This is a genomic window from Emticicia sp. TH156 (genome assembly GCF_002855535.1).
Taxonomy (GTDB): domain Bacteria; phylum Bacteroidota; class Bacteroidia; order Cytophagales; family Spirosomataceae; genus Emticicia; species Emticicia fluvialis.
This window is the reverse complement of the sequence record NZ_PKRS01000002.1, coordinates 217,399-241,359: the sequence shown is the minus strand read 5'-3', so window position 1 is coordinate 241,359 and position 23,961 is coordinate 217,399. Positions and strand designations below refer to the sequence as shown.

The window sequence follows — 23,961 nt, the reverse complement described above, 5'->3', positions numbered from 1 at the left end:
TTATACAGATGAGTTTTCTACGAATCAATGATGGATTTTGGCTTAACCCTGCGCAAAATAGCTTTAATTTTGGCATGTACCTCCATAGGGTTAAAAGGCTTGAGCATAAAGTCGTCGGCACCCAGATTCAGGCATTCTATGCGTTCTTTGCTTTCGTCGGTTCCTGAAAGTATAATAATTGGCAGGTCTGAATACAAATTGCTTGACCTGATTACTTTGGTAAACTCTTTTCCGTTCAGATTGGGCATATTCAAATCAGCAATTATGAAGTCGGTATCATTACCTGCTTCCAGCCAGTTCATGCCTTCCATGCCATCATTTTTTACAGTAACTTCAAATTCTTTGTTAAGGAAATGCTCTAAAACCTTTCTGATACTAGCCTCATCATCAATTATCAGAAGTTTTAACTTTTTGCTCATGGTTTTTTAATTTATTGAGAAATAGTAGAAACATCGCTTTTCCTGCTAATAAGCCTGCAAGTCCTGAAACTTTGAAGCAATTATTTTGCCAAAGTATTCTTTATCTGATTATTAGTATCCATGTGTGATTCCTGCGCTGCTACTGCTGTTGAAAAATCCTAAAAAAAGGCAGGGTACAAAATTCAAGTGATTTAAGCCCGTAATTATAAATATGACCCGAAAAATGAACTATTCCGAGCCTTTTTACTGGCTTTAAGGTCACTTTTAATAGCTGACCACTGATTTTTTGAAAATTAGTAAAAAATCTTATTGGTTGGTAAAAAAAAATAGAATTTGATTGTTAATAATATGCTTTCAGCGGTAGAGGTTTGATTGAAAGTATTGTTAACCAGTTCATTATTAGTCATTTAGGTTTTTTTTGTGCTTGTTTTATTTGTTTTTTTTTCAGCTTGCCCACAATTGCTTTGTTAAAAGGCTTAATGTCTGGTCTTTGTTTAATGATTTTAATATTTTGATGTCTAAATGTTAAACGTTTTGCCGGGGTTTGTTTTATAAGTTAATGTAGAAATTGGTCACTTTCTGTGGTATTGAAGTATTAATATCAAACATGAAAATCATAAGCTGGGCAAATGGCTCATCTGTAAGAATAAATGTTTTAGTTAGAAGTAAAATAAATTGTAATTAAAGCAAAAAGCCCCTTGTTTTAGGGGCTTTTTTGTTGGCGATAACAGAGGCGCACAGCCATTACTTTTTCAACTTTTTATATCTTAACAATCCTTCTAAGAAATAATAATCTGCATAAACCAACGGCACATCAATTTCTGATTTCAGAGGCTTGGCGCCTACTGAATGCTTTAAAATGAAATGGTTGTTTTCGCCTGAGTTCGCTTTATAGGAGGGGCTTGCCAGGCTTGCCAGCATGGTTTCGGCAGCGTTGAAATATACCTTGCTTTTGGCTTTGCTTACATAAGTGCTTAGCTCTAATAAAGCAGATGCCGTAATGGCGCCAGCTGATGCATCCCGTTCCTCGTTCGGGATATTGGGTGCATTAAAATCCCAATAAGGAATTTTATCTGCCGGAAGGTTCGGGTGATTCAGATAGTAATCGGCAATCTTCTCTGCCTGGGCCAGATACTTTTTGTCTTTGGTTTCGCGGTACATATCTGTGTAACCATAAAGGGCCCAGGCTTGTCCACGTGCCCAAGCCGATTCATCAGCATAACCCTGATGGGTACCTTTTTTCAGCACTTCGCCGTTTTCGCCATAAGCTATTACATGGTAGCTGCTTCCATCAGGCCTGAAATGGTTTTTAAGCGTGTTATCGGCATGGGTAACACTCAGATTATAAAAATCCTTGTTGCCCGATTCTCTTGCCGCCCAGAACAAAAACTCCAGGTTCATCATGTTATCTACAATTACCGGATACTTATAACCTTTCCAGTTATTCCACGATTTGATAACGCCAACTTTCGGGTCGAAGCGGGTAGCTAAAGACTTGGCGCCGGTTAGCATGATTTCTTTGTACTGCTCATTTCCGGTTAGTCTGTATCCGTTTCCGAACGGGCAATACAACATAAAGCCCAGGTCATGTGTGCCGGTATTGAATTTCTCTTTTTCTACGGCCATTGTCCATTTGTGGGCTGCATCTTTCCATTTAGGGTCTTGTGTCTGCTCAAAAATATACCAGAGTGAACCTCCGAAAAAGCCGCTGCACCACCAACTAGTGGGCATGTCTCTGGGTGTTCCGTCAGGGTTGGTTGATTGCGGCGTTTTGGTAATATCAGGGTGGCTTTTCAGCATGCCTTCATATTGTTGTGCGGCAAAGGCAAATTCTTTGGCCACATCTATCTTCTTTTGTCCGAAAACAAATGTCGATAAGCCAAGCATTGCCACCGTAAGTTTTGTGGTGAGTTTCATAGTTTATATCAGGTTGAATTTAATAATTAATATATGCGTAAACCGGGTAAGATTACCGTAACTCAGGAATAGTGATAAAGTCCATATCTGTAAAAGATTGGTTTTCTCCGGCCATTCCCCAGATGAACGAGTAATTAGAAGTGCCACAGCCTGAATGAACCGACCAGGGCGGTGAGATAATGGCCTGGTGGTTGCCTACCCATAAATGACGGGTTTGCTGTGGCTGACCCATCAGATGCAGCACTCCGTGATTTTGAGGTACATCAAAATAGCAGTACACTTCCATCCGGCGGTCATGTGTGTGCGATGGCATGGTGTTCCATACGCTGCCTGTTTGCAAAACCGTTAGACCCATCACCAACTGGCAACTTCTGATTCCATCGAGATGAATATACTTATAAATAATACGTTGATTGGCTGTTTCAACAGAACCCATACTTGCCGGTGATGCCTCTTCTTTGGTCATCAGGCGGGTAGGGTAGGCCGCATGTGCAGGTGCCGAAAGAACGAAGTACTTGGCAGGGTTTGCATGGTCTATACTTTCAAAAATTACATTTTTTACGCCTTTGCCTGCATATAGGCAGTCAAGTTTATTGACAGTAAACTTTTCGCCGTCTACAGTAATTTTCCCTTCACCTCCTACATTGATAATTCCTATCTCTCTTCTTTCAAGAAAATACTCAGCCTTCAGGTCTTCATAATTACCAAGCGATACCGGTTCTCCTACGGGCATTACCCCACCAAGTATCATGCGGTCGTAATGAGAGTAAACCAGATGTATCTGATTGGGTGTAAACAGGGTTTCTACCAGAAAATTGTCTCTTAACTGGCTGGTATTCATTCCTGCTGTTTCGGCAGGGCTACTTTCATATCTTGATTGCATGTTGCTATTGTTAAAGTTTAATAATTGTCTGATTGATGAATGCGTCTCATCTGCCCATCCAACCTCCGTCAACTGTTAGTATGGTGCCGTGTACGTAATCTGAGGCCTTAGAAGCCAGAAATACAGCCGGGCCTTTAAAGTCTTGTGTTTCGCCCCATCTGCCAGCCGGAATACGTGCCAGAATAGACGTGCTTCTCTCAGGGTCGTTTCTGAGTGCCTCTGTGTTATCTGTGGCAATGTAGCCCGGGGCTATGGCATTTACGTTTACACCTTTGCTGGCCCATTCGTTTGCCAGCGCTTTTACAAGGCTGCCAATAGCTCCCTTGCTGGCAGCATAACCTGGCACATTGATACCGCCCTGAAACGTAAGCAATGAGGCAGTAAAAATAATCTTACCCGATTGCTGTGCTACCATGCGTGCGCCAATCTCGCGTGCCAAAATGAATTGGGAGTCCAGGTTGATGGTCATCACTGTGTCCCAGTATTCGTCCGGGTGTTCAGCGGCGGGTTTACGAAGTATGGTGCCTGCGTTATTTACAAGAATATCAATAACCGGAAAATCGGCCTTTACCTGTTCAATAAACCGATAGAGGCTGTCACGGTTACTGAAATCGGCCTGATAGGCTTTAAAGTTTTTACCTAATGCCTTAACGGCCACTTCAACTTCGCTGCCTTCTAAGGCTATACTGGTTGATACGCCAATGATATCAGCCCCGGCTTCTGCCAGGCCAATGGCAATGGCTTTACCGATACCTTTGTTGCAACCTGTAACAAGGGCAACTTTGCCTGAAATATTAAACATTTGGATGTCGATTGAATTTTTCAAAGATACTACTACTTACGCAAGCTGTTGTGCCGAACCAAATTATATGCTAAGATGCAAACGGAATACAGGCAGATACAAATATGTTTATGACTTTATTTATGCAAACGTTGTCGGGAACGTTACCAAAATGGCATTTTCCGCGTTAGGTTTTGATAATTTTAATATCTTTGATTGTCGTTTCTACGCCCTATGGCAGGCGCGTATACAGTGTCGTATTTTAATAATTTGTATTTTTTTGTAATCTATTGGAAGCCATCACCATCAAAGATATTGCCAGGGCACTTAATTTGTCTACTTCTACGGTGTCAAGAGCGCTAAGGGGAAGCTATGAAATTAACCCCGATACCAAAAAGCTGGTATTGGAGTATGCCGAAAAGGTGAATTATCACCCCAACCCGATTGCCCTTAGTCTAAAAGAAAACAAGAGCCGGGCAATAGGGGTGATAGTGCCTGAAATAGCTAACCACTTCTTTTCTCAGGCAATTAATGGGATAGAGGCAGAGGCCTACAAGCGGGGCTACCATGTGGTGATATTTCAAAGCCATGAGTCGTATGAGCGCGAGTGTAGCAATATTCAGCACCTGGTTGGGCGAAAGGTAGACGGTGTGCTGATATCGTTGTCCGGGCAAACCACCCATACCGGTCATTTGCTTGAAATACAAAAGAGGGGCGTGCCTCTGGTGGTTTTTGACCGCATTACGAACGACATTGAAACCAACAAAGTAATAGCAGATAATTTTCAGGGGGCCTTTCAGGCCACCGAACATCTGATTCTGAACGGACGAAAACGCATAGCACATATTACCAGCCCTTCATTGTTATATACAACCCAAGAGCGGCTGGAAGGCTACAAAGCTGCGCTGGCTAAATACGGTATTATCTTTGACGAAAACCTGGTAAGGTATTGCGGATTTGCACCCGAAGAAGCCAGGCAGGTGATTTTTGAACTGCTGGACACCCAAAAACCTGATGCGATTTTTACCGCCAGCGACCGTCTGGCGCTGGATAGCTTTGCTGCTGTAAAAGCCCAAGGCATACGGATACCAGACGACGTAGCCTTTATTGGCTTTACTAATCTGGGAGTAGCCCACCTGCTTGACCCGCCTCTAAGCACTGTTGTGCAACCTGCCTTTGCCATTGGTAAAACCGCCGCTGAAATCTTACTGGATACGATTGAGAAAAAGCAAAACGCCTCTGAAATAAGAACCATCAAGATTGCCACCGAACTAAACTTCCGGCAATCATCCAAATAAAAATCCGCAGGTTAGAAACATGCGGATTTAGTGCCTAAACTATTTATAAACTAAATGATGAGTGTAAGCCAGAATTATTGAATGGCAATGTTAAAATCAAGGTTTACGTCGTCGCTACCGGGGGTAATGGTGCCATCTTTCACATCTTTTCCGTTTACTGGTGGTTGATGCCTCAATTGTACTTTTAATTTACCTGTACCGGCTGAACCAGTTTTTACTGTACCTGTCAGGCCAATCGGGAAATTACGCACGTCTTTATCTCCGTAAGTATATGTTAATAAACCTGACGGCGAAGGCGTAAACACAAAAAGGTGTTCCTGACTTTCTTTCTGTACTTCTTCTGTAATATTATCAGCTGGATTCTTCGATTCGTCCATCAACTCTACTGTTAACGTGTACGTAGTATTGGCTGCAAGAGCAATATTGTCAAATTTTAAGGGGGCATTTCCTCCATCACCGTCAGGGTCATTAAAAACAAAAGTTTTAGTAGTACCACCCGACGTGAAATTCAATTTAACAGTTGTGATAATTTCATTCTCATCTTCTACATCTACCGATTCTTTTTTACAGGCTGCCACCGAAAGCAAGGCAGCTAACGCCATACTTTTGAAGAGAATTACGCGACTTCTTTGCATGATATTGAGATTTAGTGTTTTACGTTCAAATGCAACAATGGTGCAAATATAGTTTTGGGAAACTTATTATGCAACAATATTGCAAAAATTAATGTCTCGCTTTAAAATGTATATTTAGCCCTAAGGGTTACGTTTCTGCCAATTTCATCAGCAAAATATCTGAAACGGTTCAGGTAATCGCGGTATTGCGTGTTGAACAGGTTGCTTACGCTGGCCGATACCCCTAAATTATTATTGCGCCCCAAATTGATTTGCTGACTGACAGTTGCTGACCAGAGCGAGTAAGCCGAAGGAGGAGGCGCAAAGTCGCCGCCGTATTGGTTAAACACAATTTCGTCTGACGGTATATCGCTGAAAATAACTTTAGCAGGTACCCGCGTTTGTTTAGCCACATAAAGATTAGTGAGCGACAAGCCGGTTTTCTTCCAGTCATAATGCAGGGTGTTTTCCCACCTGTTGGGTGGAATCATAATCAACGGCTGGTTGTGGCTGATATCCTGTGCCTGCAGGTAAGACAGCTTTGAATTAAGTGAAACACCCTTATACAATAAGAAATTGCCGCTCAGGTCGAAGCCCCTGAAACGGGCGTCTGTCTGGGCATATCTGAACTCCGGAAAGGCGCCCCTGATGGTTAAGGTTGGCCTGCCGGTTGGCGATAAAAAAATAAAGTCTCTTATATAGTTATTGTACAGGTGTAGTTCCATCTGTACCTGTTTGGTAATGTAATTGGTTGTAAACGACAGATTGGTAGCTATTTCGGGCTGTAGGGTTTCATCGCCTTTTTCATAGCTGGCAGCGCCATGGTGTACGCCGTCGCTGTAAAGTTCATTAACCGTTGGCGCTCGCCAGGCAGACGTCAGGTTCAGTATCAGATTCCACTGTGAGTGCGGTCTGTAGTTTACCCCAAAAGTACCGGTAAAATTCTGGTTCTGCTGGTTATTATTAACCACGGCCTGCTGGCCTCTGGGTATTCTGTAAACATCCAGATTCCTGAAATCATATCGCATTCCGCCTTCCATTTCCCAACGGTTGCGCACCAGGCGTTCTATCAGAAATATGCCACCTGTATAATTCTGAAAATTGGGTATCAGCACCGTCGATGAGCTGGGTTTCTGAAGCGTGCCACTGGTAATATTCTGCTGAAAATTACCATTCAGGCCCACAGAGCCGGTAAACAAACGGGCTATGGGCTTATGCTCAAATAGCAATTCGCCTGTATAACTGGTTAGCTGAAACAACTGCACAAGGTTTTTGTCGCCTCTTAATACGTCAACCTCTTTGCGGTAATTGAACTGTCGGCCCAGTGTTAATGAAATTTTTCCACCTTTGGTTTGTGCAACGGTTTTTAATTTAAGCAGGTTATGCTGCACATCCTGATACGGCCTGCCAATGGCATAAGTAAACGTTTCTGGGGTATAAATACTTAAAGGTCTGCCTCGTTCTATGGCCTGCACCAGGTCTGTTACATTGCCTATATGCGAACCGGCAAACACACCTATCTGGGTATTAAACTGGCTGAAGAAAACCTCAGACACCGAGTTTCTTCGTCTGTAATTGGCATTAACTGAAAAGTTTACTTCAGATACCCCCGTGTTGGCCAGCCGGTAATCGGGTGTTGAAATGTCGCCACCTCTTTTAAACGTTCCCTGAACTCTTACACCGATTGATTGCGGTACCTCTGCTTTTTTTTGGCGCAATCCTCCTTCCAGAATGCCTGACGTTACCACCTGATGCCCGTTTGTAAAATAGACGGTGTTTACTTCCCCACCTATCTTCGTAGAATCAGGAAGTGCATCAGGCTCTACCATAATTACACCTGCAATGGCATCAGAGCCGTATCTTACGCCTGCGGCACCTTTCAGCACTGTTATTTTTTTTGCTACAAAGGGGTCTATTTCAGGGGCGTGTTCGCTGCCCCATTGCTGGCCTTCCTGTCTTACGCCGTTGTTCATTATCAGCACCCGGTTAGAGTGCATGCCATGTATAACAGGCTTGGCAATTGAGCTACCTGTTTGCAGGGTAGTTACGCCCGTTATCTGTTTCAGGGCTTCACCCAGAGACTGCCCCCGGGTCTGGTCCAGGGCTTCGTTATCCAGCACATTTCTGGTTTGTGTCAGATTATCAATTTTTTCGGCTTTAATATCTACATTGGCCAGGTGAAGTTCGTCTTCCGAAAGCTTTATTTCCTGTTCGGCTCCGTGTTCAAGTTTAATGGTGTAGGTTTTTTCCTGATACCCCACAATACGCCCTATTACCTTAAAAGTGCCCTGGCATAAGTTGGTAATGCGGTAGCGGCCGTCTATATCTGTTGTCGTTCCTTTGTTGAGTTCTTTTATAAGTACCACTGCACCCACAATGGGTTGCTTGGTGGCATTGTCGCGCACTACGCCCTGTATAAAGCAATCGCAATGGGCGTTGGCTGCAGGGGTTTCTTCTTTTGTTTGTGAAAACGAAAAATGAGATATTAGGCAGAAAAGAATGAGTGCGACTTTCTTCATAGAATCATGTACGGATCTATTACCGTACTTTAACAAATGCAATTATGTTGCAAAATTATAAAGAAAGATTGAAACTCTTAAAAAAGAGCATTAAAAGTAGATGAAAACTCTAAAATAATAGCTGTCTTTTGCCGATGTTCCACCTGATACCGGTTGAGAAAATATTACTTTTAAGGTTTTCGGGTGTTTTTGAGTAGCTAACCTGCCTGTGCTGGAAACCCGCATCTAAATAAAAATTATGAAATAGCATATAAGATACGCTAATGTCTGTAAATCTTATTTTTGCCTTGTTTCCCTGCCCTATATAATTATTGTACTCGCCAGGCCTCAGCAGGTTGTAATTCCGCAGTATGTCGCCTCCGTAGTTAACATTGTTTATGTCTTCACCGTGCCCGGCTCGCATCAGGTTATAAGTAAATGTAAGCCTTGGTGCAGGCTGGTAACGAATGTTAATTAAAAATTCTCTGAAATTGGCGCCTAAGGGGTGAGCCATAGGCATATTATAATGTACAAAATTGCTGTAGCTTGAGTTATGGCTGTATGTATACGGCCTCGCCACATTGTATTCAAGTTGCAGGTCAAGATTTTTTATATTGAGCGCGTCTATATAACGCATACCCAGCTGGGTAGCATATTTAGTGGCCCACCAGCCTTTTTTCTTAAAGTGCTTAAAATTAAACTCATCAAGCACCAACTGGCCATAAAATGAAAACCTGCGCGCCAGGTTAAGTTTAAAGTCGGCACCCACAATAGAGTTATCAACGCTACCCAGGTGGCCTTCCACAAATCGGTAGAAAATAATGGGGTTAATGTAGTTTATATCAAAGCCAACTTTCCTCTGCCCGTATGAGATGGTTTCAAAAATACCGAAATTCAGGTTTTTAGTTACGTTAAGGCTTAAATGATGAAACGTAAAAAATTTGGGCGGGCGCCGTTCAGTGCCATCAGCGGCTATGGCGGTCTGCTTATTAACGGTCTGTGCAAAAATAGTTACATACTGAAACCGGCCTACCTGGGTGGTGGTTTTAAGATGCAGGTAAGGCGCCGAGAAGTCTGACAGAATCAGTGAGCGTATGCCAGAGCCGATAAAGTTTTTGTCGTGCCCAAACTGCATGGTAATGTTCTTCAGTATTTTAAAAGTAATATAACCGCGGGCCGAAAAGAAATCTGTAACGAAACGTGTAGAGTCGTCATCTATAATTTTGGTGAAACCTTCATAAGGGAAACCGTCGTAGCGTTTGGCGTAATCTTTCACATATTGCGGGTAAACTATCTGATTTTCTGTCAGCATTGTATAGAAACCCAGCCTTTTGCTGAAATTGCCACGTATCTCAATGCCACGCGTATTGGTGTAAAGAGAGTTGACAGAACGGTTATCTGAACCAACAGAAAAGTTGACAATAGGGTTGAGGTGTATGTCAAAATCATCGTTATTGAACTGATAAAAGTCTGATTTTTTGACAAATAGCTGCCTGAAAACAGGTTTTCTGCTGTTAATCTGTTCAAGTTTTGCTGCTGGTATAGAGTCGGTGTAGCTATCTGCCAGCCATTCCCAGCTGTCGTTTTGCAGATAAGCAATATTAAACAGGTCTGTTTTAGATAACCCGGCCAGCGAGTCTTTTTCAAGCCCGGTAGTTAATTGAACCAGGTCTTTACGAAACCCCGGTTTAATATTGCTGAAGAGTTTATTGGATAATCGGTTGCCTTTTATTTCGTATCGTTCCAGAAGATGCTGATAGTCGTTGTTCAATGGTGCATAGGTACTTTGAGCCAAAGAAGTGCAACACATTACTGCCAGAAAAAAAAATAAACTCAAACGCATTAAGATATGTTTTTGCAATCGTTAGGGCTTTTAAATGCGAAAATACAGATAATTCCTTATTTTGTACTATAGAAATTTTAATTTTGTAGTATTAACAAATAAAAATTAAAATTCTTCTGAACAATTGTTTATCGATTTTGATTATATAGTCGGGTTTTATTATTCATCACACCATGAAGTCGTTCGTTATACCGGAAATTTATAAAAGTAATGTTATAGGAAGAATAAAGGAGATTCGCCGGTTAAAAGACAGGCTGAAGAAAGATTTTTCTCCTACCGAACTCGACTTTGGCTCTGTCAGGTTTCTCATTGCAAGGCATTTCGGCTTTTGCTATGGCGTTGAAAACGCAGTAGAAATTGCCTATAAGACGATTAACGAAAATCCGGATAAACGCATTTTTTTGTTAAGTGAAATGATTCATAATCCTGACGTAAACGCCGACCTGCTGTCGCAGGGTGTGCAGTTTCTGATGGATACCAAAGGTAACCAGTTGATTGACTGGAGCAACCTGCAACCAGATGATGCTGTTATTGTACCGGCTTTTGGCACTACGCTAGAGATTCAGCAGCAACTGGAACAATTGCGGATTGACCCATACAGGTACGATACCACCTGCCCTTTTGTAGAAAAAGTCTGGAATCGCGCGCAGCAGATAGGCGAAAGAGGCTACTCTATTGTGGTGCATGGCAAACCCGGGCATGAAGAAACCCGTGCAACTTTTTCGCATAGCAAAGAAAACGCCCCGACTGTGGTTGTAAACGACATGGCCGAGGCCTGCCAACTGGCTTTATACATTACCGGCGCTTTACCTAAAGACCAGTTTTATGTTGATTTCGCCGGGCAATACTCGCAAGGGTTTGACCCCGACAAAGACCTGGCGCGTATAGGGGTGGTAAACCAGACAACCATGCTGGCGTCTGACACCCAGGCCATTGCCGATTACCTGAAACAGGTAATGATAACCCATTACCAGTTGCAGGGCCCTGAAATTGAAAAGCATTTTGCCAATACCCGAGACACCCTCTGCTATGCTACCAACGATAACCAGGAGGCCACCTATGCTTTGTTGCAGCATGAAGCCGACTTTGCCGTAGTAGTTGGGGGGTATAACAGTTCTAATACCTCGCATCTGGTTGAGCTTTGTGAAGAGAAACTCCCAACGTTTTTTATTCAGTCGCAGGATAAAATTCTGGATAAAAACCTTATCCGTCATTATAACCTTCATACCAGAACGGAGGTAACAAGCCCGTTTATTGAGGAGAAGGAAAAGACCACCATCATGCTTACCTGCGGCGCTTCGTGCCCTGATGCCGTAATGGAATCAGTGATGCTTAAAATTTTATCTTTTTTTAATATTTCAAAAGAAATAACACAAGCGGTTGAGGCGTTAAATCAGTAGACGTGTAAATGGATACACATTAATTTTGTGATATTTTTTTAATGAAAAATTAAACTTTTTTGTTTCTGATATTGAAGAATTATTTAGTAAATTTACACCTACTAGTCGCTAATAACCATTCTAATCAACTGATGACTTATGAAAATGTTAGACTATGTAAAAGTGATCCTGGAGAAAGTGAGTTTTGAAAGTAGTTTGTTTGAAAAAGAATTAAAGAAGTCCCTTAAATTATTGTCAATCCGAGAGATACGTGAGTTAAGAAAGTGGTGTTATCTGAAATTCGGAAGTATATACCGGGGAATCCTGAACAAAACTTTCCGTCGGTCACAGTTAAGTGTTTAGTTGAACAGCCTCTCAGCCCCCTGAGAGGCTGCTTTATTTTTCATCGTTAATGGCATAATAATTATAATCGTTCAATAGCTGTTTCAGAAACGCAAAATTGTCTTCAGTGCTCTCAATTTTAAGCAGATTTTTAATGTGCTGTGCCAGCTTAGCTGCAATTGCCGGGTTCATCAATCTGTCTCCTTTTTCCATGAGCAGCTTTATGCTGTTAATGTCTTTGTCTGACAAACGCATAATTTCCGGATACTTCGGCTTATAGCCGCTGGCCTTGGTGGCGTAGGCATAAATGGTGTCTTCTATGTAAATAATCTTTTCTTTGGTTTTTACCACCACTGTATTGGCTGCCATGTCGCCCAGGCGTTGTTGCTTGTCAGACAGCAAAATGAGCAGTCCGCCAACCAGCGGGCTGAATATCGCCAATGCCGAAAAAGCCTGATGAATAGCCATAAACAAAGAAAATATCCAGGTATCGGCCCCTAGAAACAACCAACGCGTAGCGCATTGGTAAACCGACGGATAATTGCCTTCAACACCTACCACCCTGATTTTCAAAAGGTATTTACCCGGCGACTGGCCTTTATTAAGCCATTCGAACAAGAATGAGTAAAATATAAATGGCGCATAGATAATAAATGAAAGAACTAAATTATTGATAGACAGGGTGTCAATGCTAATGAACGACACCGCAATTATATATACCCATTTTATTGCCCAGTCTATCAGGTAAGCGCCAAAACGTGTGCCGGCACTGGCCAGCTCAAATCTTAAATCGATATTCAGATAGGTGGGAATAGATAGAAATTTCATTTTTCAGAATCGTTGCTTCAGTATTTTATTAACATCAGAATGTAAATTTCAAATATAATGTAAAATTTGCTATCTTGGGATTTTAAACCAAAATATGAGGGAAAGTACTTTTATTGACAGAAACTTTAAGCGGTGGGAAGAAATTGAAAATGACTTAAAAACAGATCCTGATGAAATATCTTCTGATTTCATCGACCTGATGAACGATTTGTCTTATGCTCAGACGCATTATCCACACAGTAAAATAAGCCAATATGTAAACTCTCTTTCTTCAAGGGTTTACAAAAAAATATTTCTGCATCAGAAACAAAACAAAAATCCTTTTTACCATTTCTGGGTAAAAGATTTTCCGGCAATACTGGGGCATCATTCACGCATACTCTGGTTATCTGCTGCCATTTTTTTTACTTTTTGTTTGCTGGGCTATGTATGCTCTTTTATTGACACCGGTTTTATTGAAGGTATTCTTGGTTCAGATTACGTCAGGATGACAGAAGCTAACATCAAAAAAGGCGAGCCCTTCGGTGTGTACAATTCTGCACAGCCCTTGAATATGTTTATGAGCATATTTGCCAATAATCTGAGAGTAGGGCTGATGGTTTTTATTACCGGTATTTTATTAGGAACGGGAAGTTTTTATCTCACTTTTACCAATGGCATAATGATAGGCGCATTTTTCTCGCTCTTCATTCAGAATAATCTCGGAACAGATGCTATATTTGTAATTATGCTGCACGGCACTTTTGAACTCATGGGCCTTGTGCTGGAGTGTATGGCAGGCCTTATTCTGGGTTTAAGTTTTCTGTTTCCTGGCACACTTACCAGAAAACAGGCGTTCAGAAAGGGGCTGTCGGAAAGCGTAAAAATATATATCGGAACCATACCTTTTACTACCATTGCTGCGCTGATTGAGAGCTACGTTACCTATCTGGGTAAGCAGGGTTTTGAGACCACCAATATATTTGTTTTGCTGTTTTTATCTCTTGTCTTTATAAGTAGTTGGCTTTTTGTTATCTGGTACTTTTTTATTTATTCTAAAAAGCTGACTGAAAAATATCCGTATGAACAATACCTTGAAGCTATTATTCATAAATAAGCTCTTCATACCAGTATTGATTCTCTTTTTTGCAGTAACACCATCTTTTGCGCAGGACGACAAGCCCCTGGCAAAAGCACATGTGGATTCGCTGAAAAAAAGTGAAGAAAAACTATGGTATGTTGATAATTTTAAAGGAGAACAAAAACAAAAAGCCCGTACGCCCGGGCCTCTTAAAAAGAGCAATACCGATAACCGGGCGCTGGCATACGTGCTGGCCACAATTGGTGCCGTATTTAAGGTATTTGTGTGGGTGGTTATTGCCCTGGCGCTGGCTGGTGCCGGTTATTTGATTATAAAAAACCTGAAAGATTTTGAATTTAGAAATAATCCGGCAGTACCTGTAAACACCTCTGTATTAGAAACCGGAAACCTGGACCTGAAAGTGGTGAATACCCTTGACCTGAACGCCCAGATTGAAAAATGTATACAGGATAAAAATTACCGGCTTGCTGTACGGTATTACTACCTGTGGGTAATGAAAATGCTGAACGAAGCACAGCTGATAGAATTTAATATTGATAAAACCAATCAGGATTATACCCGTGAACTAAGCCGTAAAACTGCTTTTTCAAAAGAAAGGCTCGGGCTGTTCAGGCAGTGTACCCATTATTACGAATACCTGTGGTTTGGCAATTTTACCGTCTCTGATGCCGCCTTCCTGAACATTGAAAAAACTTTTAAGGGTTTCCTTAACCATAAGGCATGACTAAAAAACTATTCATTACAGGTGCAATTCTGATTGTAGGGGCCATCTTGATTATTTTCGGCATTAGCAGGTTATCTGCCCGCAGTAAAAAGTTTGATAAGTTTTTTACCGTAAGCCCGCATTCTTACAGGCCTTATGATTGTAAATTTTTTTATGATGAACTGGTGCGTAACTCCGGTGGCCGGTTCACTGAAAATGACCTGAGCTTTGAGAACACCAACTACGGCATATTAGGCACTGCCAGAAATAGTTATGTGGTGGTTTCGCCATATTTTTATCCGTCCGGTGAAGACATCCACCAGCTTAAAAACTTTGCCGGTAAAGGGAATACGGTTTTTATAGCGGCATATAGCCTGTCAACTGAGTTTATTGATTCACTGTATTATTCGCCTCACAGCGATAAGGTCAGTTTGCTTTTTCCGCCTGCGCTAAAAGAGAGCCGCTGGTATGTAAACTGGCACGAACAGAACAATACCACCACGCCTTACCATTTATGGGGGCATAAGCCAGCCATCGCTGTGCTAGACTCGGTATTTCTGCTCGGTGAAAACAGCGTTACTGCTATTGATACCTTGATAACCGATAACACCGGCCAGATACAAATGCTTGAGCTGACCTGTGGCGAAGGCCGCATTTTTCTGAGCAACAACCCTATTCTTTTAAGCAACTATTTCTTGTTGTATAAAAACAACTATACGCTTTTCAATAAAATAGCAGAAAAGATAAAACTGAAAGAAAACAACATCATCTGGGACAATTATTACAACAGCAAGCCCGATGAAAAACTAAATGTTGGTAAAAGTAAAGTGTTGGAGGTAATATTTAAAAATCCGCCGTTGGTGTGGGCGTTTTATACCTTTCTGGCAGCCATTTTATTGTTTATACTCATTTATTATCGTCGCATACAAAAACCGGTTCCGGTATATGTAATGCCCCGTAATACCAGCGAAACCTACATACAAACGGTAAGTGGTTTATACTGGCAGCAGCAAAATCATAAATCAATTGCCGATAAGGTTATTGCGCAGTTCTTCGAATACCTGCTGCAAAATTACCAGTTGCATCAGAAGGATTTTCAGGAAGCAACATTAGAGAAAATAAGCCGTAAAACCGGCCGTAGCCAGCAGGTAATCAACGAAGTTTACGAGGCAGTCGGTTCGGTCAGGTCTCAGGACGAAATCAGTAAAGAAAGCCTGATTAACCTTTACCAGAAAATTAACTCATTTTACCAGCAATAAAGCATTAGTAATGGAAAACGAAGAAGAAATCTTTAAAAGTAGAATTGACCTGGCTGCGGTTACCAAAGCCGTTGACGACATCAAGCAAACGCTTAATCAGATTGTTTTCGGGCAGGAAGAAGTAATAGATCTGGTACTGATTGGCATGCTGAGCGATGGCCACCTGCTGATAGAAGGGGTGCCGGGTGTAGCCAAAACCATGATGAGCAAGCTGCTGGGTAAAGTGCTGGATGTGTCGTTCAAGCGGATTCAGTTTACGCCAGACCTGATGCCGTCTGATGTGCTGGGAACCTCCGTTTTTAATCCTAAAACTCTCGATTTTGAATACAGACCAGGGCCGGTATTTGGTAATATCGTGCTGATTGATGAAATAAACCGGGCTCCGGCCAAAACGCAGGCAGCCCTGTTTGAACTGATGGAAGAGCGCCAGATAACCATTGACGGCCATACGTACCTGATGGACTCGCCGTTTGTGGTACTGGCAACCCAGAACCCGATAGAGCAGGAGGGAACCTACCGCCTGCCTGAGGCACAGCTTGACCGTTTCCTGTTTAAAATCAATATCGGGTACCCATCGCCCGAGCATGAAGTGCAAATGCTGAAACGCTTCAATTATAACACCTACCATGACCTGGTCAATGGCCTTCAACCGGTTTTAAACAAAGCGGTATTAACCGAATTGCGTCAGCTGGTAAGGCAGGTAATAATTGAAGACAACCTGCTGAAATACATAACGTTGCTCATTCAGGCAACCAGAAACTATAAATTGCTTGAGCTGGGTGCTTCTCCTCGTGCTTCTGTGGCCTTAATGCTGGCTTCAAAAGCCAGGGCGGCCTTGTCTGGCAGAGATTTTGTAATACCCGAAGACGTAAAAAGCATGGCAAAACCTACGCTGCGCCACCGGGTTATACTGACACCCGATGCCGAAATGGAGGGTGTTAATGAAGATGAAGTATTAGACAACCTGTTCTCTAAAGTTGAGATTCCGCGCTGATGAACTTCTTTCAATCGTTTTATCTTACCTCACGAACATTCATGGTTCTGGGTATCTGCATTGCTCTTTTTTCAGTAGGGCTGGTGTTTACGCCTGCCTTTGTGCTGGGGCAGTTACTGTTGTGCCTGCTCATGATAGCAGTGCTGGCCGAAACCATCATGCTTTACAGTAAGCCGCAGTTAATTACCAGCACCAGAATTTTACCAAACAGATTGAGCAACGGCGACGAGAACCAGATTGAGCTTCAGTTAAAAAACTATGTCAATTCGCCTTTAAACCTGACCATTTACGAAGATTTACCCGACCTGCTGCAACTAAGAACCTGGAAGCTGAAGCTGTCTTTAAATAAACTGGCACAGCACAAAGCTATTTATAAAGTAAGACCCACACAAAGGGGCATTTACACCTGGGAACACACCCATGTTTTGTGTAGCATATCTTTTCTGGCTTTTACTGCCCGCAAAATGAAGTTCGAGGGGCTGTCGTCTGTCAGTTGTTATCCGTCTTTTGAGCAGTTCAAGAAATTGCCTATTCATGCCCTTACCAGCAGCTACGCTGAAACCAATACCACCCATATTCGTAAAATAGGGCAGAGCCTTGAGTTTGAGCAGATAAAAGACTATATAAGCGGCGACAACTACCGGCACATTAACTGGAAAGCCAGCGCCAAGCAGGGGCGGCTGATGCTGAACCAGTATCAGGCAGAACGCAGCCAGGATATTTATATGGTAATAGATATGGGCCGCAGCATGAAAATGCCCTTTAAACAGCAAACCCTGCTCGACTACGCCATTAACGGCACCATTGCCCTTACGAAGTCAATATTAGATGTAAAAGATAAGGCAGGGCTGATAACTTTCTCGTCAAAGAACTGTTCATACCTGCCTGCCAGAAGCGAGTACAAGCAGTTTGGAATAGTAAATGACCAACTGTATAATCTGACGACGGATTTCCTGGAGTCAGACTTTGAGCGGCTTTATAAATTCGTTCGGGTAAAGGTTCGGCAAAGAAGTCTGCTGATTATTTTCACCAACTTTGACTCCATCAATAGTCTGAAGCGAAACCTCCAGTACCTGAAAGCCATTGCCAAGTATCACCTGGTGCTGGTGGTGTTTTTTGAAAATACCGAGATTGTAGAGCTGGTAAGCGAACCGGCCGGTAACCTGCGCGATATTTATACCAAAACCATTGGCAAGCATTTTCTGACCCAGAACCACCTGATTTTAAAAGAACTGGTAAAAGCCGGTATTCAGGGTTTAATTACCCAGCCACACTTGTTGAGCATTTCAGCCATCAACAAGTATATCCAGATTAAAAAGAAACAAATGATTTAATTACCCTAAACTCTATATTAAAATGTTTAAAGCACCTTTTTCTTTCGAAGGCCGAATCCGAAGACTGGAATTCGGGCTAAGTCTGATAATTTATTATGTGATTTTTTTTCTTATCGGGTTTATATACGACTTCAGTGAGGCTCCCTTTGTTAAATTTTTAGGAACTATAGTTTTTTTGGGAGACATATGGTTCTCGTTATCTCAGGGTACCAAGCGTTGTCATGATTTAGGCAATAGTGGTTGGTTTATGTTGATTCCATTATACGGACTTTGGATGCTTTTTCAGAATAGTGACCCGGGAGAAAACAAGTACGGAATGAACCCTAAAGGTATTGGAAATGGCGATGCGTACGATGATGAAATCAATGAGATAGGTAAATCATTAGAGTCGTAATAGACGAAAGTGCTTGTCTAAAATTTATTGCTGCCAACAGCCGATGTTCTGAAATAAGACTTTGAGCTTTTATATAATCTAATTACCCTAAATTTTACTAAAATGTTTAAACAACCATTTTCTTTCGAAGGCCGCATCCGTAGAACAGAGTACGGTCTAAGTATTATTATTTCTACTTTTGTTCTTATGATTATTGGTTCCATCGCTTCAATGCTCCTTACCGCCTCACCTGCCCTGGGCTTTTTAATCTGGATTCTGGCATTGATACCTCTTACATGGTTTGGCTGGGCGCAGAACGCCAAACGTTGCCACGACCTGGGCAATAGCGGCTGGTTTCAGTTAATTCCATTTTATGGGTTATGGATGTTATTTCAGGATAGCGATTACGGCGTAAACCAGTATGGCTTAAACCCGAAAGGGCTTGGCAATGAAGAGTCTGATGACGAGCAGATTAATGAAATAGGCAAATCGTTAGAGCAATAGAATAAAAATGGAGCTACCGCAATGGTGGCTCCATTTTTTCTGGCAGTTCATCTAAATCTCAATATCCTCTTACCAGCTCTGCTGCGCCAAATACCCCTGCGCTGTCGCCCAGTTTGGGTTTCAGAAACGGCGTTTCAACCACCCGGCTGTTAAATATCCAGTTTTTCAGTTCTTCGGGGCCTTCGGTATAAATCTCGTCAATGTTACCTACACCGCCACCAATTACAATGGCATCGGGGTCTAGTACATTAACAATATAAGAAATGGCTTTCCCGAACGATTTCACCAGATACTGCAAAGTTTGCGTAGCATGCGGGTCTGTACCGGCCAGATGCAACTGGTAAATCTCTTTCATGGTCAGTGTTTTGCCACTTATTTTGGTATAATACCGCTGCAACGACGGCCCGCTGAAAACGGTTTCATTACAACCCTTTTTGCCACAGTAGCAGTCGTAGCCGTCTTCTTCCAACACATTATGGCCCCATTCGCCGCCTATGCCGTGTCTGCCGTTCAGCACCTGGCCGTTTATTACTACGCCACCGCCTACACCTGTACCCATAATAATACCAAACACCACTTTGGCATCTGGCACTACGTCTTTCACAATACCCATAGTGGCTTCGGCCAGTGCAAAGCAGTTGGCATCGTTGGCAATTTCAATAGGTACACCAATGGCTTTTTCTATGTCTTTCTTCATAAATTGCCCGTTCATGCAGGTGGTGTTGCAGTTTTTCATGGTTTGTGTACTGGGGTCTAAAGCCCCCGGAGTACTAAACCCCACCGCTACCGGTGCCAGGCCTGTTTCTTCCTTCAGTAAATTAATCAGCCGGGCAATCTGGCTGATGATATGCGCATAGCCCTCATGCGCCTCTGTCGGAATCCTCTTTCTTAATAAAACTTCGTTGGTATCGGCGTTCATTACTACGCCTTCAATTTTGGTACCGCCCAGGTCTACGCCCCAAAGTGTTTTCATTTTTTTTGCTTCTGTTATAAGGGAAAAACGCCGTTCAAATGTCATTAACATGTTATTAACATATTGGCAGACAACTATACGCAAACATATAGCATCTAAGAGTTAAAGACAAAAAAAACATAGAAAAAGCTAAAAATCGTATTACTTATGAAACGCACCCTGATGTTTATCGGCATAATCCTTTTGGGAGTAACAGGATTATCTTCCTGCAATATTTATTATGATGACCCCGGCACCGGAATCATCGCAACCGAGTTCCGCCGGGCCGGATACTTCAACCGCATTGAATTGAATGTAGCCGCCGAGGTAATTCTGACCCAAGGCCCAGCCCGTGACATAAAAATTGAAGCAGAAAACAACATTATCCCCCGTATTGTTACCCGTATCAGCGGTAATACCCTTATTATAGACAGCAACGGGGGCTGGTATAGCAACAATAAGGTGAAAATCTGGATTCAGACACCCGACGTGTACGGCATCTATGTGTCAAGCAGTGGCCGGGTGGTGAGCGACAACAAGATTTTTGGCAAAAACATAGAGCTGCTGCTGTCGGGTAGCGGGCTGATTGACGTAGCCACCGACATGACCGGCGACGTAGATGCCGAAATTGGCGGCTCAGGGCTGATATATCTGGAAGGCGATACCCGCAACGCCATTTATACCCTGACAGGCAGCGGAAAAATAGAAGCCTTTGGCCTGCGTGCCGACAACACCGATGTGCAGATTAATGGCTCGGGCCGTTGCGAAACCACCGCTTACAATTACCTGGATGTGTACATTGCAGGCAGCGGAATTGTGTGGTTCAGGGGTGCACCCAGAATCAGCCACCGCATCAGCGGTTCGGGTAAAATAATAGATGCCAACTAATTACCCTTTTTCCCTGTAACCTATCCTGAACAGCCTGCATTTTCCGAAAGAGAGTGCAGGTTTTTTTATAGCCCGCCCAGGTGCAGATTCAGCAAAAAATCAGTAATTTTGCATTCTTTTTTATAATTGGAAAGATTACACGAAAGATTGCCGGATAACCAATTGGAACCACCGGAGAAACATAAAAGATGTATTGACAGACCACCAGATAAGTATGATAAGCAAAACCTACAATCCGAAAGAAATAGAAGACAAGTGGTATCAGTACTGGACTGAGAACAAATTCTTCAGTTCAAAACCAAACCCCGACAAAGAGCCTTACTGTATCGTTATCCCTCCGCCAAACGTTACGGGCGTGCTGCACATGGGCCACATGCTCAACAATACCATACAGGATGTGCTTACACGCAAAGCCAGAATGGAAGGCAAAGAAGCCTGCTGGGTGCCGGGTACCGACCACGCCTCTATTGCCACCGAAGCCAAGGTTGTAGCCATGCTGAAAGAACAGGGAATCAACAAAAGTGATTTGTCTCGTGAAGAATTTCTGAAATACTGCTGGGAGTGGACAGAGAAATACGGCGGAATCATCTTGCAGCAATTGCGCAAACTGGGGGCATCGTGCGACTGGGACCGTACCCGTTTTACCATGGAACCCAGCCTGTATGATGCTGTAATTGAGGTTTTTGTTGACCTGTATAACAAAGGTGAGATTTACCGCGGATACAGAATGGTAAACTGGGACCCACAGGCCAAAACCACGGTATCTGACGAAGAGGTTATCATGAAGGATATCCAGCAGAAGCTGGTGTATATCCGCTATGATGGCGATGCCGGCAGCATTACCATTGCCACCGTTCGCCCTGAAACCATCATGGCCGATGCCGCCATTTGTGTGAATCCCGAAGATGAGCGTTACCAACACCTCATAGGCAAGAAAGTGAGAATACCGCTCATAAACCGTGAAATCAGCATTATTGCCGATGAATACGTAACCGTTGACTTCGGTACCGGAGCCTTGAAGGTAACCCCCGCACACGACCAGAACGACTACGCACTTGGCCAGAAACATAATCTGGAAGTGATTGATATACTAACCGATGACGGTAAACTGAACGAGAAAGCCCGTATTCTGGTAGGAGAAGACCGCTTTGTGGCGCGTAAGAAGATTATCAAGATGCTGGAAGAATCGGGCAATCTGGAGAAGGTGGAAGATTATAAATCGACCGTTGGTACTTCAGAACGCACCGGAGCCGTAATAGAGCCGAAGGTATCGTTACAGTGGTTCCTGAAAATGAAAGACTTGTCGGAGCCTGCGCTGAAAAACGTAATGGACGATACGATTCAGTTTATACCGCCGAAATTCAAGAATACCTACAAGTATTGGATGGAAAACGTGCGCGACTGGTGTATCAGCCGTCAGCTTTGGTGGGGGCATCGGATTCCCGCCTATTATATGCCCGACGGCACCTGTATAGTGGCCGCCAGCAAGCAGGAAGCCCTGAAAATAGCCCGCAACAAATACCAGTTGTTTGCCCTGAGCGAGCAGGATTTAACCCAGGACGAAGACGTGCTGGATACCTGGTTCAGCTCATGGTTATGGCCGATGTCGGTTTTTGATGCCTTCAAAAATCCTGATAATGAAGATATTAACTACTATTACCCAACCAACGACCTCGTAACTGCCCCCGAGATTCTGTTCTTCTGGGTAGCCCGTATGATAATTGCCGGGTATGAGTACCGTGGTATCTATCCGTTTAAGAATGTGTACCTGACGGGTATCGTGCGCGATAAGCAGGGGCGTAAGATGTCGAAATCATTAGGTAACTCGCCCGACCCGCTCGATTTGATTGAAAAATACGGTGCCGATGGCGTTCGTACGGGTATGCTGTTCAGTTCACCGGCGGGTAATGACCTGCTGTATGATGAAAAACTGATTGAGCAGGGCCGTAATTTCAACAACAAGATATGGAATGCGTTCAGGCTGATAGAAGGCTGGGAGGTAGCCGAAACCGCCGACCAGAACCCTGCTTCGGCCAAAGCGGTTGAATGGTTTAACTCGAGGCTGAATAAGGTAGTGGCCGAGGCACTTGACCATTACAGCAAGTTCAGGATGTCTGATGCCCTGATGAGTACCTATAACGTAATCTGGGACGATTTCTGCGGACAGTATCTGGAAATGATTAAGCCGGCTTACATAGATGGCAAGAGCTTACCGATTGACAGCCAAACCTACAACGCCACGCTTGAGATATTTGATGCCCTGATGCGCCTGGCGCATCCGTGGATGCCGTTTATAACCGAAGAAATCTGGCAGAACATTAAACCCAGAGCAGATAAAGACTCTGTCTGTATCGCACCGTTCCCAACTGCCGGAGCAGTAGATGAAGAGATTCTGGCCGATTTTGATATCCTGACAGAAATCATCACCACAGTACGTAACACCCGTAATGCCAAGCAGATATCGCCTAAAGAGGCTTTGCCATTGGCTGTTAAAACGGGTAATCAGGCACGTTATGAAGCATTGGCAGGCTTGATTCAGAAACTGGGCAATATTTCAGAAATCCGGTATGTGAGCGATAAAACAGACGGTATCAGCTTCGTAATTAAAGGCGATGAATTTACGATTGACCTGGGCTCAAACATGGACGTAGAGGCCGAAAAAGCCAACCTGCAAAAAGAGCTGGAGTACACCCGGGGCTTTAAGAAATCAACCGAAGCCAAGTTGGCCAACGAGCGTTTCGTACAAAATGCCAAGCCCGAAATTATAGAAAAAGAACGCCAGAAACTAGCCGATGCCGACGCCAAAATTAAGGCTTTGGAAGAGGCTTTGGTGAAGTTGGGGTGATTTGAAGCAGCCCATAAAAAGAGGTTTAGCAAGCGGCCGGGATTGATATTCCGGCCGCTTTTTTTATCAGTTTATCCACAAAAAATCTTTTGTGTTTTGCAAAAATAAATCAGCAAAAAAGCATAAATTTATAGAGAGTAACAACAAGCAGATAATGGCTTTATAGATGCTTTATAGGCTATAAAATATTGCTTACTGCTCAATCTGACCCTAAAATGATATGACT

Annotated in this window: 20 protein-coding genes; 11 read left to right on the top strand and 9 right to left on the bottom strand. The window is 43.0% G+C overall.

All coding sequences use genetic code 11. The features are described from left to right. Nucleotides 1-17: 17 nt before the first annotated feature. The 4 genes from C0V77_RS05000 to C0V77_RS04985 form a co-directional block, all read right to left on the bottom strand. Complete coding sequence (locus C0V77_RS05000; protein ID WP_101725236.1) at nucleotides 18-419, bottom strand: response regulator transcription factor; 402 nt, start codon at nucleotides 417-419, stop codon at nucleotides 18-20. 744 nt (nucleotides 420-1,163) lie between these two features. After that, on the bottom strand, nucleotides 1,164-2,336 hold the full coding sequence (locus C0V77_RS04995; protein WP_101725235.1) for a glycoside hydrolase family 88 protein: 1,173 nt from the start codon (nucleotides 2,334-2,336) through the stop codon (nucleotides 1,164-1,166). A 52-nt stretch (nucleotides 2,337-2,388) separates the two neighbouring features. Continuing rightward, a complete protein-coding gene (gene kduI / locus C0V77_RS04990) occupies nucleotides 2,389-3,219 on the bottom strand; it encodes a 5-dehydro-4-deoxy-D-glucuronate isomerase (protein WP_101725234.1) in 831 nt (276 codons plus the stop codon). A 46-nt stretch (nucleotides 3,220-3,265) separates the two neighbouring features. Further along, complete coding sequence (locus tag C0V77_RS04985; RefSeq protein ID WP_101725233.1) at nucleotides 3,266-4,021, bottom strand: SDR family oxidoreductase; 756 nt, start codon at nucleotides 4,019-4,021, stop codon at nucleotides 3,266-3,268. A 269-nt stretch (nucleotides 4,022-4,290) separates the two neighbouring features. Here C0V77_RS04985 and C0V77_RS04980 point away from each other — a divergent pair, with 269 nt between their 5' ends. Next, nucleotides 4,291-5,298 (top strand): LacI family DNA-binding transcriptional regulator, encoded by a 1,008-nt coding sequence (locus tag C0V77_RS04980; protein ID WP_101725232.1) that lies wholly within the window; start codon nucleotides 4,291-4,293, stop codon nucleotides 5,296-5,298. Between the two features lie 74 nt (nucleotides 5,299-5,372). On the opposite strand, the gene C0V77_RS04975 is transcribed toward C0V77_RS04980, so the two are convergent. From C0V77_RS04975 to C0V77_RS04965, 3 genes are all read right to left on the bottom strand, one after another. Further along, nucleotides 5,373-5,933 carry a hypothetical protein gene (locus C0V77_RS04975; RefSeq protein WP_101725231.1) on the bottom strand — a complete coding sequence of 187 codons (561 nt, stop codon included), beginning with the start codon at nucleotides 5,931-5,933 and terminating at the stop codon, nucleotides 5,373-5,375. 101 nt (nucleotides 5,934-6,034) lie between these two features. Next, entirely contained in the window at nucleotides 6,035-8,431 is a 2,397-nt protein-coding gene (locus C0V77_RS04970) for a TonB-dependent receptor (RefSeq protein ID WP_101725230.1), read from the bottom strand. Between the two features lie 109 nt (nucleotides 8,432-8,540). Further along, nucleotides 8,541-10,253 carry a capsule assembly Wzi family protein gene (locus C0V77_RS04965; protein ID WP_101725229.1) on the bottom strand — a complete coding sequence of 571 codons (1,713 nt, stop codon included), beginning with the start codon at nucleotides 10,251-10,253 and terminating at the stop codon, nucleotides 8,541-8,543. A gap of 173 nt (nucleotides 10,254-10,426) precedes the next feature. Here C0V77_RS04965 and C0V77_RS04960 point away from each other — a divergent pair, with 173 nt between their 5' ends. After that, nucleotides 10,427-11,653: a 4-hydroxy-3-methylbut-2-enyl diphosphate reductase gene (locus C0V77_RS04960; protein ID WP_101725228.1), complete on the top strand. Its 1,227-nt coding sequence runs from the start codon at nucleotides 10,427-10,429 to the stop codon at nucleotides 11,651-11,653. A 375-nt stretch (nucleotides 11,654-12,028) separates the two neighbouring features. On the opposite strand, the gene C0V77_RS04950 is transcribed toward C0V77_RS04960, so the two are convergent. Next, on the bottom strand, nucleotides 12,029-12,802 hold the full coding sequence (locus C0V77_RS04950) for an RDD family protein (protein ID WP_101725226.1): 774 nt from the start codon (nucleotides 12,800-12,802) through the stop codon (nucleotides 12,029-12,031). Nucleotides 12,803-12,896: 94 nt separating this feature from the next. Between C0V77_RS04950 and C0V77_RS04945 the strand changes: the two genes are divergently transcribed. The 7 genes from C0V77_RS04945 (at nucleotide 12,897) to C0V77_RS04915 (ending at nucleotide 19,050) form a co-directional block, all read left to right on the top strand. After that, nucleotides 12,897-13,898 (top strand): stage II sporulation protein M, encoded by a 1,002-nt coding sequence (locus C0V77_RS04945; protein WP_101725225.1) that lies wholly within the window; start codon nucleotides 12,897-12,899, stop codon nucleotides 13,896-13,898. Further along, nucleotides 13,864-14,607, top strand: coding sequence for a hypothetical protein (locus tag C0V77_RS04940; protein WP_101725224.1), 744 nt, complete (start codon nucleotides 13,864-13,866; stop codon nucleotides 14,605-14,607). The genes C0V77_RS04945 and C0V77_RS04940 overlap by 35 nt, the downstream gene beginning before the upstream one ends. After that, nucleotides 14,604-15,845 (top strand): DUF4350 domain-containing protein, encoded by a 1,242-nt coding sequence (locus tag C0V77_RS04935; protein WP_101725223.1) that lies wholly within the window; start codon nucleotides 14,604-14,606, stop codon nucleotides 15,843-15,845. Before C0V77_RS04940 ends, C0V77_RS04935 begins: the two co-directional genes overlap by 4 nt. 10 nt (nucleotides 15,846-15,855) lie before the next feature. Next, nucleotides 15,856-16,839: a MoxR family ATPase gene (locus C0V77_RS04930; RefSeq protein WP_101725222.1), complete on the top strand. Its 984-nt coding sequence runs from the start codon at nucleotides 15,856-15,858 to the stop codon at nucleotides 16,837-16,839. After that, the gene (locus C0V77_RS04925) at nucleotides 16,839-18,173 is read left to right on the top strand and encodes a DUF58 domain-containing protein (protein WP_101725221.1); all 1,335 of its coding nucleotides are present in this window, start codon (nucleotides 16,839-16,841) and stop codon (nucleotides 18,171-18,173) included. The genes C0V77_RS04930 and C0V77_RS04925 overlap by 1 nt, the downstream gene beginning before the upstream one ends. 22 nt (nucleotides 18,174-18,195) lie before the next feature. Continuing rightward, nucleotides 18,196-18,567 carry a DUF805 domain-containing protein gene (locus tag C0V77_RS04920; protein ID WP_101725220.1) on the top strand — a complete coding sequence of 124 codons (372 nt, stop codon included), beginning with the start codon at nucleotides 18,196-18,198 and terminating at the stop codon, nucleotides 18,565-18,567. A 102-nt stretch (nucleotides 18,568-18,669) separates the two neighbouring features. After that, complete coding sequence (locus C0V77_RS04915; protein WP_101725219.1) at nucleotides 18,670-19,050, top strand: DUF805 domain-containing protein; 381 nt, start codon at nucleotides 18,670-18,672, stop codon at nucleotides 19,048-19,050. A gap of 58 nt (nucleotides 19,051-19,108) precedes the next feature. Here the strand turns inward: C0V77_RS04915 and C0V77_RS04910 are convergent, their stop codons facing one another. Then, nucleotides 19,109-20,023, bottom strand: coding sequence for an ROK family protein (locus C0V77_RS04910; RefSeq protein WP_101725490.1), 915 nt, complete (start codon nucleotides 20,021-20,023; stop codon nucleotides 19,109-19,111). A gap of 147 nt (nucleotides 20,024-20,170) precedes the next feature. Here C0V77_RS04910 and C0V77_RS04905 point away from each other — a divergent pair, with 147 nt between their 5' ends. After that, nucleotides 20,171-20,890, top strand: a complete 720-nt coding sequence (locus C0V77_RS04905; RefSeq protein ID WP_101725218.1) for a head GIN domain-containing protein — start codon at nucleotides 20,171-20,173, stop codon at nucleotides 20,888-20,890. Nucleotides 20,891-21,104: 214 nt separating this feature from the next. Beyond that, a complete protein-coding gene (locus C0V77_RS04900; RefSeq protein ID WP_101725217.1) occupies nucleotides 21,105-23,735 on the top strand; it encodes a valine--tRNA ligase in 2,631 nt (876 codons plus the stop codon). Nucleotides 23,736-23,961 lie beyond the last annotated feature (226 nt).

Coding starts and splice junctions, on each gene's coding strand:
- C0V77_RS04915 (WP_101725219.1), top strand. CDS start 18,670: ATGTTTAAACAACCATTTTCTTTCGAAGGCCGCATCCGTAGAACAGAG.
- C0V77_RS04930 (WP_101725222.1), top strand. CDS start 15,856: ATGGAAAACGAAGAAGAAATCTTTAAAAGTAGAATTGACCTGGCTGCG.
- C0V77_RS04950 (WP_101725226.1), bottom strand. CDS start 12,802: ATGAAATTTCTATCTATTCCCACCTATCTGAATATCGATTTAAGATTT.
- C0V77_RS04945 (WP_101725225.1), top strand. CDS start 12,897: ATGAGGGAAAGTACTTTTATTGACAGAAACTTTAAGCGGTGGGAAGAA.
- C0V77_RS04995 (WP_101725235.1), bottom strand. CDS start 2,336: ATGAAACTCACCACAAAACTTACGGTGGCAATGCTTGGCTTATCGACA.
- C0V77_RS04920 (WP_101725220.1), top strand. CDS start 18,196: ATGTTTAAAGCACCTTTTTCTTTCGAAGGCCGAATCCGAAGACTGGAA.
- C0V77_RS04960 (WP_101725228.1), top strand. CDS start 10,427: ATGAAGTCGTTCGTTATACCGGAAATTTATAAAAGTAATGTTATAGGA.
- C0V77_RS04970 (WP_101725230.1), bottom strand. CDS start 8,431: ATGAAGAAAGTCGCACTCATTCTTTTCTGCCTAATATCTCATTTTTCG.
- kduI (WP_101725234.1), bottom strand. CDS start 3,219: ATGCAATCAAGATATGAAAGTAGCCCTGCCGAAACAGCAGGAATGAAT.
- C0V77_RS05000 (WP_101725236.1), bottom strand. CDS start 419: ATGAGCAAAAAGTTAAAACTTCTGATAATTGATGATGAGGCTAGTATC.
- C0V77_RS04965 (WP_101725229.1), bottom strand. CDS start 10,253: ATGCGTTTGAGTTTATTTTTTTTTCTGGCAGTAATGTGTTGCACTTCT.
- C0V77_RS04975 (WP_101725231.1), bottom strand. CDS start 5,933: ATGCAAAGAAGTCGCGTAATTCTCTTCAAAAGTATGGCGTTAGCTGCC.
- C0V77_RS04905 (WP_101725218.1), top strand. CDS start 20,171: ATGAAACGCACCCTGATGTTTATCGGCATAATCCTTTTGGGAGTAACA.
- C0V77_RS04910 (WP_101725490.1), bottom strand. CDS start 20,023: ATGAAAACACTTTGGGGCGTAGACCTGGGCGGTACCAAAATTGAAGGC.
- C0V77_RS04925 (WP_101725221.1), top strand. CDS start 16,839: ATGAACTTCTTTCAATCGTTTTATCTTACCTCACGAACATTCATGGTT.
- C0V77_RS04985 (WP_101725233.1), bottom strand. CDS start 4,021: ATGTTTAATATTTCAGGCAAAGTTGCCCTTGTTACAGGTTGCAACAAA.
- C0V77_RS04940 (WP_101725224.1), top strand. CDS start 13,864: ATGAACAATACCTTGAAGCTATTATTCATAAATAAGCTCTTCATACCA.
- C0V77_RS04935 (WP_101725223.1), top strand. CDS start 14,604: ATGACTAAAAAACTATTCATTACAGGTGCAATTCTGATTGTAGGGGCC.
- C0V77_RS04900 (WP_101725217.1), top strand. CDS start 21,105: ATGATAAGCAAAACCTACAATCCGAAAGAAATAGAAGACAAGTGGTAT.